The sequence below is a fragment of the Pseudoalteromonas sp. OFAV1 genome (assembly GCF_021532595.1).
GTDB lineage: Bacteria > Pseudomonadota > Gammaproteobacteria > Enterobacterales > Alteromonadaceae > Pseudoalteromonas > Pseudoalteromonas lipolytica_C.
In genome coordinates, this window is the sequence record NZ_JAKGBG010000035.1 from 14627 (window position 1) to 30661 (window position 16035).

Genomic DNA, 16035 nt, shown 5'->3' on the forward strand with positions numbered 1-16035 from the left:
TTATCGTTGTTTTGATTTATTGTACAAGCATATCATACATCAAATAATTAAGCAATAAAAAGATATTAAGCTGACATGTACTTTAATATTCTATTTTTTACTTTTTCATTCCCAGCATAGTCTATTAAGCTCATTAAAGGTGCCTCATAGACGTTAAGCAGTGAATCTAAGTCTTTTATCGTCAATAAAATAAAATCTTCATTGACGACATTTTCAAAGCTGCCTTTTACAGCTGCATTAATTACTTTTTTTGCTGGTTCGGTGCTTCTCGATATCATTGAAAGAATATCCTGTAATGATAAGAGTTTACAATATGATGCAAACTCCTGACTGAGAATACTCAGATTATCATTTCCGATTCTCGATTTCAGATCTCCTTCCCATCCACCATTAAAATATTCACTCATCGATTCTGGCCATAATTCAAGTACACTTTGGCAAGTGTCACTTAAACTAAACTCAGCAAAGTCGTTTATTATTTTATGCGGCATATGTATACAATCTGCGATATCTTTATTGCTATCAATGTTTTTAAACACCATAATTTCAGTAGAGAAAAGTGCTGCTTTTGAAGATATATTTGAGTGGTAATTATATAGAACTTTACTTGAAACGTTGCGACCACTCCACGATTTCAACTGAGTAATAACCCATTCCTTTACTTGAGGGTAAGCTGACAGATCTGTAAGGCAAAATTTCATAGCCGTTGTGACATTTTCAAGAAGATTAAATCCTATATGAGTTTTTAATGCTTCTTTTGGTCCCGGCTCTTGCATATTTAAAATAGCATTCACGAAATGAACGAATATGACAGGACTTGTGTTAGCGATAAATTCATCGAGAACGGTTTGATAATCATCTGAATGTGGCTCGACACGCAGTAATGAAACATAAGATTTAGGTGCCGTGTCGATCCTGCTAATAATTTTGTCCACAATACGCTTTTGAACTTCCAGTGAATCTTGCTCAATTTTTTTAAAATTTAAAGTTGAAAAGTAATTTAAAAACGACAGTAGCTCAACGGTATCATTCTTATTTACCTTTTCAATTTTTCGGCTTTTGGTGAACAGCCTGTTATGTAACTTCTCAGTTGTTGGATTTATGTCTAGGAACCGATCCATTACTGCAAATAATTGACAATCTTTATTGACAAAGTTACTACCTCCACCAACAAGGCACTCTCTTACATATTCATTCCGAGTGTAGTAAGTTAAATAAATTGTTAGTAGTCGTTCTTTGACCTTTTTAAATGCTGCCTCCTGCTCTTTTGAAGTGAACGTGTCAGGCAATATGGCGAGTAAGTAATTTAGTAATGGCAATCCATCAATAACTGTTTTTACCTTACACTGAAAAACAGGTAGGCCATTATATGACTCATGTTGTTTATTCAAATTAGCTGCGAATACTTGTGTCAACAGATGAAATCGTTCAAAGCCATTAACTTGCTCAATAAACGACATTAGCTTGTCAGGACAAACCAAGTTTGAATTATTGTCGCTTTTAAAAGTTGCTGTCAGGTAATTAACAGCATTATTTACTGGCAACACAATGATACCTAATCCGAGGTGTTTTACGTCTGAATCTGTCTCAAAATTGATAACAAACTCATCGTTTCTTGTTACGCCGAAATTTGGGATCATAGAAGAATTGCAGCCATAGTAGCAGTTCTCAATAACACTTGTAGGGCTAACCTCAGTATTAAGTAGTTCGTTTTGATTAAGCTGATCAGGAAAAGTTTGTTTTCCTGATTTGTGGAACGTTAGATAAGTCATAATCACTCTTAATTGTCGTCGTTAGGGCTAGCAAAAGTTATTGTCTTAGTTACAAAATACTGGCTTGTACACCAGTAATTTATCATATGTTTTATTAGTGGACGGTTTCAACTGGAGTGCGGCTCACTAGTATAGCTTCTCCCGCATTGTTCTTTATGATCATCACGTTATTACCGCCTTGTGATTCAATGTGATTGATAATTAACTCACTGCATGGCGCAACGTGTATCTTCCCAGAGGCGCTATCCCTTTCGTAATCTCCATCAGCGTTTTCATACCATGATTTTGCCTCAGCAATCGCCTTTTCTTCTGAGTCGCCAATACCCCATACATGATCTTTATCAAATACGATAAACTTATTACTCATCTTTCACCTTTATATGTATGAATTTTACTCAGTGTTACTACTATCTTTGAATTTTAAATTGAATCATAAGGTTGCATAAAATTGAACTATAAGATGACATAATTTTTAAATCAAAGGCTTACATTATTTTTGAACCATAAGGTTGCATAAAATTGAACCATAAGATGACATAATTTTTAAATCAAAGGCTTACATTATTTTTGAACCATAAGGTTGCATAAAATTGAACCATAAGATGACATAAATTTGAACCATAAGATGACATAAATTTGAACTATAAGATGACATAACGCATATTCATTTTACGGAACATTCACTTTATTAGAATTGCCAACACATAACCGGTTAATAATCTTCGCTTCAAAGCCATAAGGTTGTCTATTTGAGCTTAAAATGTTTTCGTAGAGTGTTCTGCCTAATTGAGAGCGTTTAAGGTGACTCGCGTCAATAGAACTTTCAATAAAATCATTTTCATCCCAATAAGATACACCATCGATCTTAATTTTATGCTTAAATTTCTTATCTGACAGTTTAACAACGATGAGTTCGCCAAAAACAAAGTATAAGTAAGCTAGTATAAAAACTGAGGAGAATAAGATACCTAAAACATACGATTCTGATAACCCATGTTCCTGCGTTTGAAAGAAATAAATAAGCTGTAAATACGGTATTGCAAAGAAAGGGAACGTATATTTCAAAATAGTGGACTGAAATTCCATTGCCTTTCTACGAATTTCTTTGAACTCTTCCATTTTTTTCGCTGATAAAGGAGAAGCGATGTAATTATTTAATGTAATATCAAGGTTCATTTTTACCTTCCATAAACTTAATTGGTTCGGTTCAACTTATTGTTAATCTTCGATAAGAAGTTCAATTGGGACCGTATAAATCATTGCTTTCAAAAATTACGGCAGCTTTGCATAAACATCATAAAAACCTCGTGCGTTCGATAAAGATAAACCATACTTTACGCATTCAGTCATCGTATTCCAGCCAAAGACTTCAATACCTATTCCTGATCGTGTTGGTACTGTGCTGCACCAGTTAGCACAATCATTATTCATTGTTGGTCGCTGTAATTGTAATTTATTAGGATCGAAGTCTATCGCGTTTTTATCCGATAAGGCTTCCACTAGCAATAATGCTAGTTTTTGCTTGACCATACCTGCCATGTAAACTCCAATAATCAATCTTAATATTAGTTTAGCTTTATTGACCAACCCATAAAATAGTTTCAAATACATCACACAAAAATATCTGCGACATGCGTAATAACTCTATGCTGAAACAGTAATTGAGACTTTTCAGACAATACGTACAGTATAAAATAAACCAAATGTTGTCGAGTAAAACAGACGATTTCTATTTAAAGCTAAATATGGCCCTTCGTAGCCTTAGATGTGGACTGCCTGAATACTTAACTTATAATGTTCTTAAGCATCTTAACTGTCAACGAATTAATGGGGCCTAGTCAATGAACTGCTTTTGAACAGTTCGATTCAACTACCCCGCCATTCGATATATCTCGTTATTACAGCAGTTAAATAACCAGTAATTAAAATACATAACTAGACCTTGTTAAAGTCATCATAAATGTCTTGAGCTCTTTTGGGCCCTACGCCCTTATGTAGGCTATCAATAGAAATCCCCCTCTCTGCCGATTGATTGCCTAACTCTGAGACTAAAGATCCCAAAACGTTTTCGTCCATTACCGCTTCTAAATTTTCCATGTATGCTTTCCTGATTATCTCTTTATTTGTTGTTATATTTGCACAATAAACAGTAATCATATTACAATAAAAGCACTTTAACTATTAATAAGGTTTTATATGATAAACAGAAATTTAGTTACTGCATCCATGCTGGGCGCATTAACTCTTTTTAGCTTACACTCTAATGCATCAGAGCCCGATTTAGAGAGTGGTGATTTCCTCTCCCCAACACCTTCAAGTACGTATAAAGGGTATAATTACAGATTCCCATTAGGGTATAGTAAACTTGTAAAATCTGATACTGGCACCGATACCGATAATAATACAGATGACGACGATAATGATAATATTACAGGGGGTGGCAAGACAGATGCTTTTATTGCAGCTCCAAGTGATGTGCCTATTGCATCTTTCCCGACACCTTCATCTTACGGTAATGTAACATTCCTACCATCATCTAATATAAATTACGGAAGACAATATCATACTGGTTACCCGTTTGAATTCTTGACTGATGGTTCTGTTTTTACCGGAAATAAAGACGGTATTATTTTTAATTTCAATGTGTATCCTGATGATCATCTTGATTTTACACTTGATGATTATTCTACATTCAGAGTGCTTGGGGGAGATAGCGATTTTGGTTTACAAAATGCCTATCAAAATTACTCACCTCTGCTTTTCGAAAACATGGATGGTGGCCCATTATACAACCAAAACGGACAGCTTATAAGTAAAACCGGACTTATTAAGTTCCATACGAATAATGCGGGTGGAACTAATTCTAGAGATTTTGTCTATGTAGACGCGACGCTGCCTCCCGGTAACTATAAAGTTTCGAATTACAGTGAAAGACATGGGCTTTCTAGTGCCGGTTATCAAAATTATATAAGTTATTTTAAAGAACTTGAGGTACTGCCTGCGAAAGACATGCCTGATACAAACGTTATCATTGATGATTTCTTTGAGGTTATTACAGGTGAAGATGTCAATATAATCGAAGATAATAGTTTTAAAAGTTTTGAATTACTTGTTGATGGCAATACAAATTCTGACTTTATTCAATTGCATGATCGTAAATATTTTGATGAAGATGATTCATATACGGCATATATTGATATTACCATCAAAAATGGAGGAATTCTAAGAATTGACATTCCTGATCGTGATTATAACCTTTCAAATCAGAGCCGACATATTATGCTCGAAACCCTCGATAATGATGCTTTCTATGATCGATATGGTAAGCTTATATATCGTACAAAGGTTTTTCCTTTGTCTCCAAAAAAAGACGTCTTAGGTGCCGATATGCCATATACACACTATGAAACTGACGTTCAGCTGATGGCCGGTAAATACAGACTTGCACCTCAAACATCTCCAAGTGGTGGCGGCACAGATATTACAGAAATTACAGTCACTCCCGCAGACCGACCTGAATTCCCAGAGAATAGAAATCGAATTGCTATCTCTGACCTCACCAACGCTTATATTACTGATGGCATTATACATAAATACACAGGTGCCACCGATCATGGTCTTCAATATCTTAACTTCAACTATATAGTAGAAGGTGATGTTATACGAAAATACCCTAATACAGGTGGTCTTCCCCTCGATCCAACATTTGATATGCAAGAATCTATTACCTTTGAAATATTGGAAGAATCTATCATAGAGGCTGTATTTCAATGGAATACACGTGCTGACTCTTCTTACAGAAATAACTATAAATATGTTATTGAAAATATAAATAATGAAGTCGTTGCAGAGTTAGATATTATCTATAGCAGTGGTAGTTTTACTGCTACAAGTGAATACCTTCCTCCCGGCGTTTATAAAACACGATTTGTCGATACTGTAGGTAACCAGCCTTCACAATACGTAACTAGATACCTGAAAGCCTTTAAGTAACATTTATATCTCTTAATCAGTAACAGCTTATGTAAAAACAAGCTGTTACTTACATAAAAAGATAGACAAAAATTACCACTTTTGTTATTATGAGACTTCTTAATACTATTAAGGAAAATTTATGACTAAATTCGCCATGAAAGGTTTAATGACATTTTTCTAACTATCTTTTAGTTGGAGAAAGTCATGTTCGAAGTAACCCCTTTTGTTCCCAAAATTATTGAAATTCTGCCTAACGGCGAACGTAATATTTTTGATAACTATGAGTCATACAAATTAAACAGAACAAGTTTTTTTGTTGACAAAACGCCTAAGTACCAATGCGCTCACTGTGAGAATAAATTTCGTACTCTTGGCGAAGCTGAAGAAAGCTCTTGTTATGTCAGCTGGTTTTATTATTATCGCTCACAATTTCCGAAACGTTATTTATCGGATACTGATGATGATTTTAATGCCCGTGTAGCAAAAGCAAAAGCGATACACTCTGCACACAGTTTGCGGATAGTTTCCAAAGTTACAGATGAATTGGGCGACCCGATTGATTTTAATGACTACTGGAAACCGCGTTCAATACGGACACGTTATAACTGGTGGATGGATGGGCGTATTAGTCCTGAAAACAGAGGTGTGCTTGAGCAGCAGCGTTTGGGTAATGAGTGGATGAAAAAATTCATTCATACACCAGACCATTTAATTTACAAGTGGTATCGCCACCCTAAATCAACCAATGAGCGTCGTCAGTATGATGCTTGTATTGTTGATGACAGTGCGCCACGTATTCGCGCTAAACGAGGGAAATCGAAGCTTGTAACCGCATGGGATGACCTTAGTATTAGGCACTTGAGAAGTTGGAAGCAGCGTAAAGTTAAGAAACAATATATGGTTAACTTATAACAAATAGAGGAATTTACTTCCTCTATTTTTTTTGCTTATTATATAGATTATCTGGAGGTAAGTATGAACACTAAACACAGTCGCTTTAATAGAACGAGTTCTCTGATACTCAGTATCAAGGGTGATAAGAAGATTTGATAAATTTAGCATCAGGATGCATTGGGTTGATAATGTAATTATACTCTCCAGCACACAAGCTAGATGGAACCCGTAATATTGCGGATTTTTTCTCTGATAAGAATTTTGAGCCTATCATTTGTATTTCTTTAGAATATGGGAATACATTCCAGTCACTTTTTAGATCGACTGCATTAATTCGTAGTATTTTCAGCTTGTCCGGGATTTTTATAATAACTGGAACCAAATCTCTTTTTATAATTTCTTGCGGATCATTTATTTGTCTTTCTAGCATTGCAAGTGCTATTGACGATGCCGTGTAGTCTACCGGCGTTCCGATATGGTGTCAACGACCTTCTGCTATCATTCCCCCATGGCCAGATAAATAGCTGCTCCCATTATTGAATTCTTCCGGCGCTATTCTAAAAACTTCCATTATGCTGTAAATCCATACTTGAGCCCGTTGATAACACGTTCTATAAGCTCGCGCCCTCGAATCGAATGCATGACTGAAATAGGTTTATTGCCATCAAACTGAAAATTCGCCGAATCTAACCATTCTTTCCAAAGTTCAAGCTTCATGACGCAATACCGATACTAAAAATGGGACATCAGGGGTTCCAACGATATCTGAACCATCAATAATAAACCCTACTTTACTCTGACTACCTTTTATACTGTAGCCCTCTTTCTACCCATGTTCCTCTTCAGCCTTGGTTGCTTTCATGTGTCGTTCTACTTCATTTACGAACTATTCAGGAATGAGCTTGTATGACTGATTCTCAGAGGTAATCAATCGACCATCCGATAATCGTAAAAAGTACATATCTGACTTAAATTGACCACAACCTGTTCTAATTTGAACTACCAGTGAATCTTGCTCAATTTTTATTGACAAAGTTACTACATCCACAAACAAGGCACTCTCTTACATATTCATTTTATCACAGGGTTTTCTCGAAGATTTTCTATAAAATAAACCAAATGTTGTCGAGTAAAACAAACGATTTCTATTAAAAGCTAAATAAGGCCCTTCGTAGCCTTAGATGTGAACTGCCTGAATGCTTAACTTGTAATGTTCTTGAGCATCTTAACTGTCAACGATTTAATGAGGGCCTAGTCAATGAACTGCTTTTGAACAGTTCGATTCAACTACCCCGCCATTAGATATATCTCGTTATTACAGCAATTAAATAACCAGTAATTAAAATACATAACTAGACCTTGTTAAAGTCATCATAAATGTCTTGAGCACTTTTGGGCCCTACGCCCTTAATGGCCTGCAATTCTTTAACAGTCATGTTAATGATTTGCTTATAGCTTCGCCCGGTACTTGCGAGCTCAACTGCAACATTCTTTTTTAGTGAAGGTATATAAGCGAGCTGGGAAGCTAGATCATTAACTGCGCGATTAACACCATGATCATTACCTGCATCATTACTAATAGTAGGTAGCGAGGTACGTTCTTTTTTCTTTCTGTTTGCCAAAGGCGCATTCGTTTTTAGTTTATAGAATAATTCCTGCTCTATAAAACACTGAGCAAGCTTTAATGCAATATAGACCGTATGGTTTATATTAAAGGATTGTATGACCGACTGATTTAAAATACCGGTTAGGTAAGCAATCATACCGTCCACATTCTGCACTTGAGGCAAAGCATCATACAACCCCTTTTGGCCATTATCTTGAGATTCTACAATCCAGATAACTTTCATTCGTTGACCCTGCGCATTCATCCTGTACATTTCATTATAATAGCGTTCGGCTTGGTCGTGTGCATGCGCGGTGACGACTGACTGTTTAAAGTCGCTAACAGTCTTTCGCTCAATAAGTAACATATCACCCGTTCGAGGATCTACTATTTGAATGTCACCAAGAGGTAATGTCGCTCGGGTAATAGCATGCTCTGGCAGCTTTGATTCATGAAATAGGCTAAGCAATGATACCGGTTCTCGACTATCGATAGTAACAATACAATTATTTAATGTAGAACTTTTAAATGGTGCGGTATACAGATCTAAGCCGTTAGCTTCATGCGCCAAATCTGTAGGACTTTTGTTTTGAAAAATAGACACTACATTATCACTATTGTGTCGATTAGGTATGTATCGGTCTTGTGATGAATTGTGGCTATTACTGCCAGCTATTAAATTACGACGACTTAGTTCATTACCAAGTTGAGTTAAAGAAAGGCCATATAACTCGATCTCATGTCTATTAAGAATATTTTTGATCATCAGCTGCTCATGCCTATCACCCCCTTGAATGGTCAGCTGATTATTTTTCTTGCCAATAAAGGCCCGAGTGTCGATCAAGTAAAATCGAATAAAAACAGTTGATGCTTGATTCGGTTTCCAGCCTTTAAACAGAGACATAATTTTAATTTCCATGGAGTTGTTTAGTTAATACTATAAAGAGATATTCTTATAAATCAATATTGCTGTTAAGAAAGTTTTCTCATGTACTTTTCAAAAAGGATACTTCCCGAAAGCAGACAGTATATCTTCGCTCGTTAGTATGCCTGAAAATTGCTCACACAAAGACTGGATGTAATCCGCATCCTGCTTTCTTCGAGTACCCTTACACTGACTATTAAACACCTCGACAAAAAGGTTTTTATCAGCGCTTGCAAAATAAGGTCACCAGTAGACTTGTATGGATGTTCTCTTGTAATTTAACCTATCATGTATTTAAGCAACCTTTTCCTAACTACAGGGCTACCAGCACGTTCTAAAGCTCTTGTTGGGCTAAGTTCAAACACATCTAGAATGATATCAAGTTCTTTTATTGTTTTAATTACATAATCTGAACTGACCATATCATCAAATGTCCCCCCAAAAGACTTAGCCAGAATCATTTTAGCATTTTTATATGACCCAGATGCCAATTTAGTTATATCACTAAATGATAGGTTAGGATTTAGCGACTTGAACTGTTCTGCAAGAAAGTGGTTCATTTCATCTGATGCAGTTTTATTACTTAACGTTGTTGTCCATGGAGAATTAAAATAAGTGGCGAAGAGCTCAGGTTTTGCTTCAAGCAGTATTTCTAGTAAATAAACACTATCCTGCTTGATGATTTCCGTTACTAACTCTGGGGGGATCATGACATAACTTAGTAAATCTGAGTTCTTTTTGGCAGCATTAAAATAAACACTATTCGCAAAATGTTCTTCTGAAATCAACAGTTTCCACCGCTTAAGATTATACTCTACTCGTGGCTGAATCTCGCGCTTTGATGCTTTATCCAAAACACCTAAAAGCCATTGTTTCGTATCCAAATGCATTGAAATGCTAGAAAAAGAGAGCCTGAGCATTACTGTGCTATTTTTTGTAATTAAATCTTCAATGACAGCTATAAGCAACTTTCGTGTCACATGTTCATCAAGGTTATACACTTCATAGATAATATGGCACAAGATTTCAGGATGACAACTACATAAAAGAGATTCGAATCTCGTTTCTACCTCACCTGTCAACAAAGAAAGGTTGGTTCTAGGGTTACTATTCAGCACTGAAAATATAGCGGTTATTGAATGTATGGCATTTAAGATATCGAATGACGAGGCATAGTGTTCTCCTTTAAGACCCACCCCCTCACAGAAATAAAGTAATTCAGGTATGTAATGTTTGTTATCAATTTGAACTAACTTATTAGTAACGCTTGATTGATATTCAACATGAAAGCCATCTAATGCAAAATCTCGTAAGGCCATGTGAAAATAACCATCTAAGTTAACGTAGTATGACGGGTGTTTTCCATGTAACGACAATAGTTCACAATTTTCTAAACTGGTCGTATAAAACATAAAAAATAAGTTTAATAATCGCTCTCTAATTGCTTCCAGTTGTTCCTCACCGTCAGCATCTGTTACAAAGTAGTAAAGTTCGCGCATTAAGTGAACAATCAAAGGATAGCAGTTGGAAAGCTTTCTATCGTCAACATCGATGATCGGTTCAGAACGACCTTGAGATACTCTTGCATCATCAAACAAAGCAGGCAATATTTGAGCAAGCAATAAGTTTGGTTTTGTGAAATCGATATCTAAATCATTTAGAAATTGTTCCACACGATCTAAATCTAGTGGCGTACCGAACACTTTGCGAATGAATGCATTGGCCGGTAACATTGAAGTTATTAAAATACCATTATAAGGCTGTGGACAATCCACCCCTTTTATAAAGTTCAAGCTGAATCGGTTATTATATATTTTTTGCTCTGAGCTGTTACTAACTAAATTACTCGATTCAGCAACTTGAGATATGTACCAAAACTTATTAAGGAGTTCAATGGCACTCGCATCATGCCGATTTTTAAACACTTCTTTTGGGTTTAGCTTATCTGGTGTCGGCAAATTAAAGCTTGATAGTAGAATGTAACTCATCTCATGAACCTTATTGTCATTGTTTTGAAGAGTATACATTTACTATTGCATTTAAGCATTAAAAAGATAGAATCTATTCTGACTAATACTAGATCTTAGCCTCGATTATAATTTTCAATATCGAGAAGCAACTGGCGCCTATCAGACCACTCATAAAAATTCAAAGCCGGTTGGGTTACTAGATGTATCTTGTTTTTCAATTGATGAAATGAAAGGTGTCCCTTTTTTAATTGAACAGGCTCTGCCAAATCAATGGTATTGACAAAATAGTTATCGCTTGCCGTTCCGCTATACGTTTTCGTCTTGTTCATAGGGTGTTCGTGATATAGCTCACCTACGAAAATGATCGGCACATTTGCGACAACGGCCGCTTGTAAAAATGAGTCATCTGAAATGGCCCAACTGACAAGTAAGAAGTCATACTGACCTTTGTATTTTCGAGCAGCACTAGCAGCATCGATATCTTCAACAAAATCACGCGCAGTTTCATTTAATGATAAAATTTTACCTGTCGCATGGATATCAACCCCGACACCCATTAATTCATACGCTAAATCCCCACTCCCAGCGCACACTTCCAACACTTTCTTATTGCCCACCATTTTAGCAATAAGAGACACTAATTGTTCATCAATGACACACCATGCCATGAGTTATCCCCTGTAATTTAGAGTAGGTTGGTATGCCATAATACCACTAAGTCCATTAAACGAGCTTGAGCCCTTGCAGCTTAACAATCTCGGCATCACTTAAAAAACGAACAGTACCTTTATTGGTATCCATTTGAATATAAGTACCGTGTGGGTACATGCTCAACGCCTTTTCGATACGTAGTATGCCATAGTTCATTTCACGACTCACTTTTACTAAGTGAACTACCTGACTGCCCTGCTCGCAGATAACGCCACCCTTACCTTTACCACACGCTTTAACAGCATGAACATGATACTCTTGAGAACCCTTAGGTAAAATCAATATATCGCCACTTTCCACTTCCCCTGCATTTTCAGGTGTTCCATGAAAAACACGACCTGACACAACCCCAGCACGAGATAAAATATGATGTTCAACATCCATACATTCAACTTGGCGTTCGAATCCCCATTTGTAGGCCGCATCTTCAAACTTTCTGACCTCACGATATTCAAGTGATAGTCCCGCACCTATAGCCCAATCGGTATGGTAAGGATCATCATTTCGTGTTTTCATACCAATAGAAGAGACTGGCTTGTATAGTTCTTTGGCCTTTTCGCACTCAGAAACGCGATCTAACGCCCAAATAGTCAGAGGTAATGTTGGTACAGAGATCTCTTCGCCATCTTCGGCTGTTAATGTCGTAAAGCCATATTTCGGTATGTCAGAACGCTTAAGAATTTCTTCTCGCATTGCTGCATGCAAGCAGCGTCGTCGCCATTCTGAGAATTCTTCATCAGCATCCTGTGCGCGATATAAAAGTTTACTGGCCAGTACATTTTCATCTTCGATAGCAGTTGAACGATACAAATACATTTCATTTGCACCAAAGAAGTTGCGGTAAGTAAAGTTGAATCCACCAACACTAATTGGCGTATCTTGATTGTCTTTTGGTGTAAAGTTTTTCGCCATACACTCTAATGCGCAATCAATGTTGTCAACAATTTCAAAATTATCAGCATCACTTGCTACTGGCTCACACAAGACTGCATAAGGCTTAACGTGCGCATCACCCTCTATGAGCTGGGCACTTGCCCAATGAAGCTCTTGTGTATCATTATCGCGATAATGGAGTGGGCGCTGCGACTTCATCGCTTTCAGTGTCATGTCTTTTTTAAAGCATTTAGCTTTAGCAAGCTTCGTCCGTAGTATATACCCCATAATAGTTGAGTCAGAATAGTCCTTATCCTGTTCCTTACAAGCATCTTTCAGTTCCAAAAACTCATCATGTATCTCGTAATACGGCGCTTGGATGATAAGGTCTAAAATGCAGTAACTAAAAATAGCTTTTACCGGTGTCACGGCGACACCCTCTTTGTTGAAAAATGCAAATATTGACTTACTCATGCTAAACCTTATCTATAAATAATATCGTTATGGAACTTACTATAACTGACTAAAATCATATTTGCAACAAAAAAAGATATTGGGTTTTTAACTACATTTCATCAAACTTAAGTACCCTATACCCTATAACAAGTCAGTTATTTTTCGCCACTTAGTGTACGCATAAGTTCTAACGCTATTTCCCTGCCCATTATCGTTAGCGTAAAGATTTTCCCAATTTCCCTTTTACCGGATAACTTACTATCCAACAACTCACGAACAGTTGGCTTGCAGCTTCTAAATAATGAGCTCATAGAATCATAATGTTCACCTGCTATCCCCGCTTCGCTTAAGTCAAACAGTGTGCAGTTTTCATTCTGAAGGATGTAACAAAGAACGGTTGCTCCCTTAAAGGACAGGCCATACTCATTCATTTTAGCGTGGAATGAAATTACATTGCTTAGGTGAGTACTAACAGCGCTATCTGAAGGTATAGTTAGGGGATTTTTGTGTTCAATGATGCGGTCATTATCGCTCAACTTAGACTCCGTTCTTGTTACTTATATGGCGAAACAAGCCAAATATAAACTAAGCAGAGATGAACTACAATGAGCAATGGCCATTTAAAAGAAAAGCTAGCCATTGTATGACTAGCTGAATAGTAGGACTCGCTCTCAAACCGGTTCCATATGCGAATGAGAGTCTAGAACTATATCTTAAACAGAATCTATTTAAACTTGTTCCGAGAGGAAATGCTTGTACATTTTGTCGTTATAACTTTTCAGGGAGTATTCGTTTTCTATCTCGATATACTGCCGATAATCATACCACGATTGCTTAATGTAACTTTCATCAACTACTTCATCAACTAACCAACGTTTAGTTTCTTTGATCCTTAGATTAGGGTTAGACAGCATATTTTTCATCATTTCATAAATGCCTTGATAGACATTATGCAAACTTCGAATATGCTGACCATCCGGTTGGTCATACAACGTAAAACCGCACTGGGGTGAGTGACAGGTTAAATTAAACCAATTATTCCCCCTGTCAGAATACATGGTTTTTAACCAACGACTGCGTACTATCATATGCGCCATTACTTCGCCCGGTTCGATTGGATTAAGTACACTTATGAGCTTACTTTTATAGTTATATCGCGAACATTTAACTTTATAGGTTATACACATCTCTCTCATCGAACTTGAGAATAGAGTCGATGTTCTAACTGTATTTTGTAACCTTAAAAAGCCAATATTAATATTAACAATCTGTGGGTACATGTACTCTAAAATAGCGCGTTTATAATCATTTTCCAGAAACCTGCGATCTTCCCCCTTACTAAAGAACGCCGAATACCTAGGAAAACTCTTATGTGGCAGCTGCAAACTAGCTAATTCAGCATAACTCAAACTGACACTCTTTGAATGAACGAATATAGAAAATACCAATGGAATAACGGAGAATAACAACTTGCACATTATATACCCTTACGCTTTTGCTTTATGCTTCTTGAATTTTGACTTTAAACCTGCGAATTTTACTATTTGATTTCGGCCCTTACTTTTAGCTTCATACAGCGCAACGTCCGCCTCTTCTAAATAAACATTGATGTTATAGGTATGCTCTGTAACGACATACCCAAAACTCATCGTCACACTTATCTCATACCCTTCAATAAGAACAGACTCGGACTCAACTGTTTTTCGAATACGTTCTAACGCAATTAAAGCAGTTTCTGCATTTACATCATCAAGGTATATCGCAAACTCTTCACCACCGAGCCTTGCACAGTAATCCATATTTCTCAAAGAACTGCGTAATATGCCTGCTAACTTTTGCAACACACGATCACCGGCATCATGGCCATAATTATCATTCACTCTTTTAAAGTGATCGATATCACAAACAACGACGACCCCAGAACGCAATTTTGCGCTCTTCTTTTTTGAATCGACTAACTCATTCATCTTTTTAATAAACGCACGGCGATTTGGGATGTTTGTTAAATAGTCTGTATAAGATTCTGTTTTATGTTTCTCGATTGTATCGAAGATAAAAATCATAAAAACAGAGCCCTGCATCAGTATTACAAGGGCAGTAGACAAAATTGCAAAGTTGATAGAGTAAAGAAATTCATCACCGGTCAGTTCATATAACACAGTTATTGTTAACAAATAAATGAAAGTTGAACTTAATACAAACCTAAGAAGATTTTCACCCTTATTTGCAAAAGAGTTTTCTTTCAGCCTTATAACACCGGCGAACACCAAAACACCTACATTCGTGAGTAAAAATAACTTAATAAGCGTTTTGCTTACTTCATCATGGTCCGCAGAGAGAACAATGGGTATTAAAAGTAGGCACCATACAAATAAGTTTAGTCTTATAAATTTTTTAATTTGATGTTCTTTGACAGACTTCCTGACACAGATAGCTGCATAAAGGGACCATAACGCCAGTACGAAAAACAACCCTGAAAGACCTTCGAACAATGGGGTTTCTGTATCAAAATAAGCAGAAAACAGCCAAATATTCATTGATACCAATAAAAGAGGGAAGAAGTAAGTAAACAGTTTAAGTGAAAATTGGTCTTTCTTGGTTAGATTATCTTGTGGCGTTAATGACAATAATAACCCTGACACGGAGCACCCGATGATTGCAATGGTGAACATGTAAAACTGCACTGTACTACTGTCAGCACCAGAAAAGATAGCCATATCAAAACCTTATGTATTATGTGTGTTTCTAAAACAAACAGCAAAACGTTATTCTTGAAATATTAATACATTTTACTTTAAATTGACAATATAAAGTAAAAAACTTGCCGCTCGATAGTTGTCTTGATACCATTTG

Annotated in this window: 17 protein-coding genes; 2 read left to right on the plus strand and 15 right to left on the minus strand. The window is 36.5% G+C overall.

Annotation, left to right across the window (positions count from 1 at the left end):
• Positions 1-65: 65 nt before the first annotated feature.
• From L1267_RS16830 to L1267_RS16850, 5 genes are all read right to left on the minus strand, one after another.
• Positions 66-1772: a hypothetical protein gene (locus L1267_RS16830; protein ID WP_235383510.1), complete on the minus strand. Its 1707-nt coding sequence runs from the start codon at positions 1770-1772 to the stop codon at positions 66-68.
• A 94-nt stretch (positions 1773-1866) separates the two neighbouring features.
• Entirely contained in the window at positions 1867-2139 is a 273-nt protein-coding gene (locus tag L1267_RS16835; RefSeq protein WP_235383511.1) for a hypothetical protein, read from the minus strand.
• Positions 2140-2441: 302 nt separating this feature from the next.
• The gene (locus L1267_RS16840; RefSeq protein WP_235383512.1) at positions 2442-2948 is read right to left on the minus strand and encodes a hypothetical protein; all 507 of its coding nucleotides are present in this window, start codon (positions 2946-2948) and stop codon (positions 2442-2444) included.
• Between the two features lie 96 nt (positions 2949-3044).
• The gene (locus tag L1267_RS16845; RefSeq protein WP_235383513.1) at positions 3045-3311 is read right to left on the minus strand and encodes a hypothetical protein; all 267 of its coding nucleotides are present in this window, start codon (positions 3309-3311) and stop codon (positions 3045-3047) included.
• Positions 3312-3707: 396 nt separating this feature from the next.
• A complete protein-coding gene (locus L1267_RS16850) occupies positions 3708-3869 on the minus strand; it encodes a hypothetical protein (RefSeq protein ID WP_235383514.1) in 162 nt (53 codons plus the stop codon).
• Between the two features lie 99 nt (positions 3870-3968).
• Here L1267_RS16850 and L1267_RS16855 point away from each other — a divergent pair, with 99 nt between their 5' ends.
• Together L1267_RS16855 and L1267_RS16860 are read left to right on the plus strand one after the other, a co-directional pair.
• Positions 3969-5765, plus strand: coding sequence for a hypothetical protein (locus L1267_RS16855; protein WP_235383515.1), 1797 nt, complete (start codon positions 3969-3971; stop codon positions 5763-5765).
• 186 nt (positions 5766-5951) lie between these two features.
• The gene (locus L1267_RS16860) at positions 5952-6659 is read left to right on the plus strand and encodes a hypothetical protein (RefSeq protein WP_235383516.1); all 708 of its coding nucleotides are present in this window, start codon (positions 5952-5954) and stop codon (positions 6657-6659) included.
• A 115-nt stretch (positions 6660-6774) separates the two neighbouring features.
• Here L1267_RS16860 and L1267_RS16865 read toward each other — a convergent pair whose 3' ends face one another.
• The 10 genes from L1267_RS16865 to L1267_RS16910 all read right to left on the minus strand — a co-directional run bounded on the left by L1267_RS16865 (position 6775) and on the right by L1267_RS16910 (position 15899).
• Entirely contained in the window at positions 6775-7116 is a 342-nt protein-coding gene (locus tag L1267_RS16865) for an RES family NAD+ phosphorylase (RefSeq protein WP_328248097.1), read from the minus strand.
• 95 nt (positions 7117-7211) lie between these two features.
• Positions 7212-7358: an MbcA/ParS/Xre antitoxin family protein gene (locus tag L1267_RS16870; RefSeq protein WP_235383518.1), complete on the minus strand. Its 147-nt coding sequence runs from the start codon at positions 7356-7358 to the stop codon at positions 7212-7214.
• Between the two features lie 169 nt (positions 7359-7527).
• Complete coding sequence (locus tag L1267_RS16875) at positions 7528-7689, minus strand: hypothetical protein (protein WP_235383519.1); 162 nt, start codon at positions 7687-7689, stop codon at positions 7528-7530.
• 304 nt (positions 7690-7993) lie between these two features.
• On the minus strand, positions 7994-9166 hold the full coding sequence (locus L1267_RS16880; protein WP_235383520.1) for an ERCC4 domain-containing protein: 1173 nt from the start codon (positions 9164-9166) through the stop codon (positions 7994-7996).
• Positions 9167-9450: 284 nt separating this feature from the next.
• Positions 9451-11160, minus strand: a complete 1710-nt coding sequence (locus L1267_RS16885; RefSeq protein ID WP_235383521.1) for a hypothetical protein — start codon at positions 11158-11160, stop codon at positions 9451-9453.
• A gap of 95 nt (positions 11161-11255) precedes the next feature.
• Positions 11256-11810: a hypothetical protein gene (locus tag L1267_RS16890; RefSeq protein WP_235383522.1), complete on the minus strand. Its 555-nt coding sequence runs from the start codon at positions 11808-11810 to the stop codon at positions 11256-11258.
• A 55-nt stretch (positions 11811-11865) separates the two neighbouring features.
• Complete coding sequence (locus tag L1267_RS16895) at positions 11866-13200, minus strand: hypothetical protein (RefSeq protein WP_235383523.1); 1335 nt, start codon at positions 13198-13200, stop codon at positions 11866-11868.
• A gap of 137 nt (positions 13201-13337) precedes the next feature.
• Positions 13338-13718, minus strand: a complete 381-nt coding sequence (locus L1267_RS16900; protein WP_235383524.1) for a hypothetical protein — start codon at positions 13716-13718, stop codon at positions 13338-13340.
• Positions 13719-13910: 192 nt separating this feature from the next.
• Positions 13911-14369: a hypothetical protein gene (locus L1267_RS16905; protein WP_235383525.1), complete on the minus strand. Its 459-nt coding sequence runs from the start codon at positions 14367-14369 to the stop codon at positions 13911-13913.
• 300 nt (positions 14370-14669) lie between these two features.
• Complete coding sequence (locus L1267_RS16910) at positions 14670-15899, minus strand: GGDEF domain-containing protein (protein WP_235383526.1); 1230 nt, start codon at positions 15897-15899, stop codon at positions 14670-14672.
• Positions 15900-16035 lie beyond the last annotated feature (136 nt).

What these genes read in the sequence shown, in the direction of transcription:
- L1267_RS16830 (WP_235383510.1), bottom strand. Translation starts at nt 1,772, where the DNA reads ATGACTTATCTAACGTTCCACAAATCAGGAAAACAAACTTTTCCTGAT.
- L1267_RS16835 (WP_235383511.1), bottom strand. Translation starts at nt 2,139, where the DNA reads ATGAGTAATAAGTTTATCGTATTTGATAAAGATCATGTATGGGGTATT.
- L1267_RS16840 (WP_235383512.1), bottom strand. Translation starts at nt 2,948, where the DNA reads ATGAACCTTGATATTACATTAAATAATTACATCGCTTCTCCTTTATCA.
- L1267_RS16845 (WP_235383513.1), bottom strand. Translation starts at nt 3,311, where the DNA reads ATGGCAGGTATGGTCAAGCAAAAACTAGCATTATTGCTAGTGGAAGCC.
- L1267_RS16850 (WP_235383514.1), bottom strand. Translation starts at nt 3,869, where the DNA reads ATGGAAAATTTAGAAGCGGTAATGGACGAAAACGTTTTGGGATCTTTA.
- L1267_RS16855 (WP_235383515.1), top strand. Translation starts at nt 3,969, where the DNA reads ATGATAAACAGAAATTTAGTTACTGCATCCATGCTGGGCGCATTAACT.
- L1267_RS16860 (WP_235383516.1), top strand. Translation starts at nt 5,952, where the DNA reads ATGTTCGAAGTAACCCCTTTTGTTCCCAAAATTATTGAAATTCTGCCT.
- L1267_RS16870 (WP_235383518.1), bottom strand. Translation starts at nt 7,358, where the DNA reads ATGAAGCTTGAACTTTGGAAAGAATGGTTAGATTCGGCGAATTTTCAG.
- L1267_RS16880 (WP_235383520.1), bottom strand. Translation starts at nt 9,166, where the DNA reads ATGGAAATTAAAATTATGTCTCTGTTTAAAGGCTGGAAACCGAATCAA.
- L1267_RS16885 (WP_235383521.1), bottom strand. Translation starts at nt 11,160, where the DNA reads ATGAGTTACATTCTACTATCAAGCTTTAATTTGCCGACACCAGATAAG.
- L1267_RS16890 (WP_235383522.1), bottom strand. Translation starts at nt 11,810, where the DNA reads ATGGCATGGTGTGTCATTGATGAACAATTAGTGTCTCTTATTGCTAAA.
- L1267_RS16895 (WP_235383523.1), bottom strand. Translation starts at nt 13,200, where the DNA reads ATGAGTAAGTCAATATTTGCATTTTTCAACAAAGAGGGTGTCGCCGTG.
- L1267_RS16905 (WP_235383525.1), bottom strand. Translation starts at nt 14,369, where the DNA reads ATGTGTATAACCTATAAAGTTAAATGTTCGCGATATAACTATAAAAGT.
- L1267_RS16910 (WP_235383526.1), bottom strand. Translation starts at nt 15,899, where the DNA reads ATGGCTATCTTTTCTGGTGCTGACAGTAGTACAGTGCAGTTTTACATG.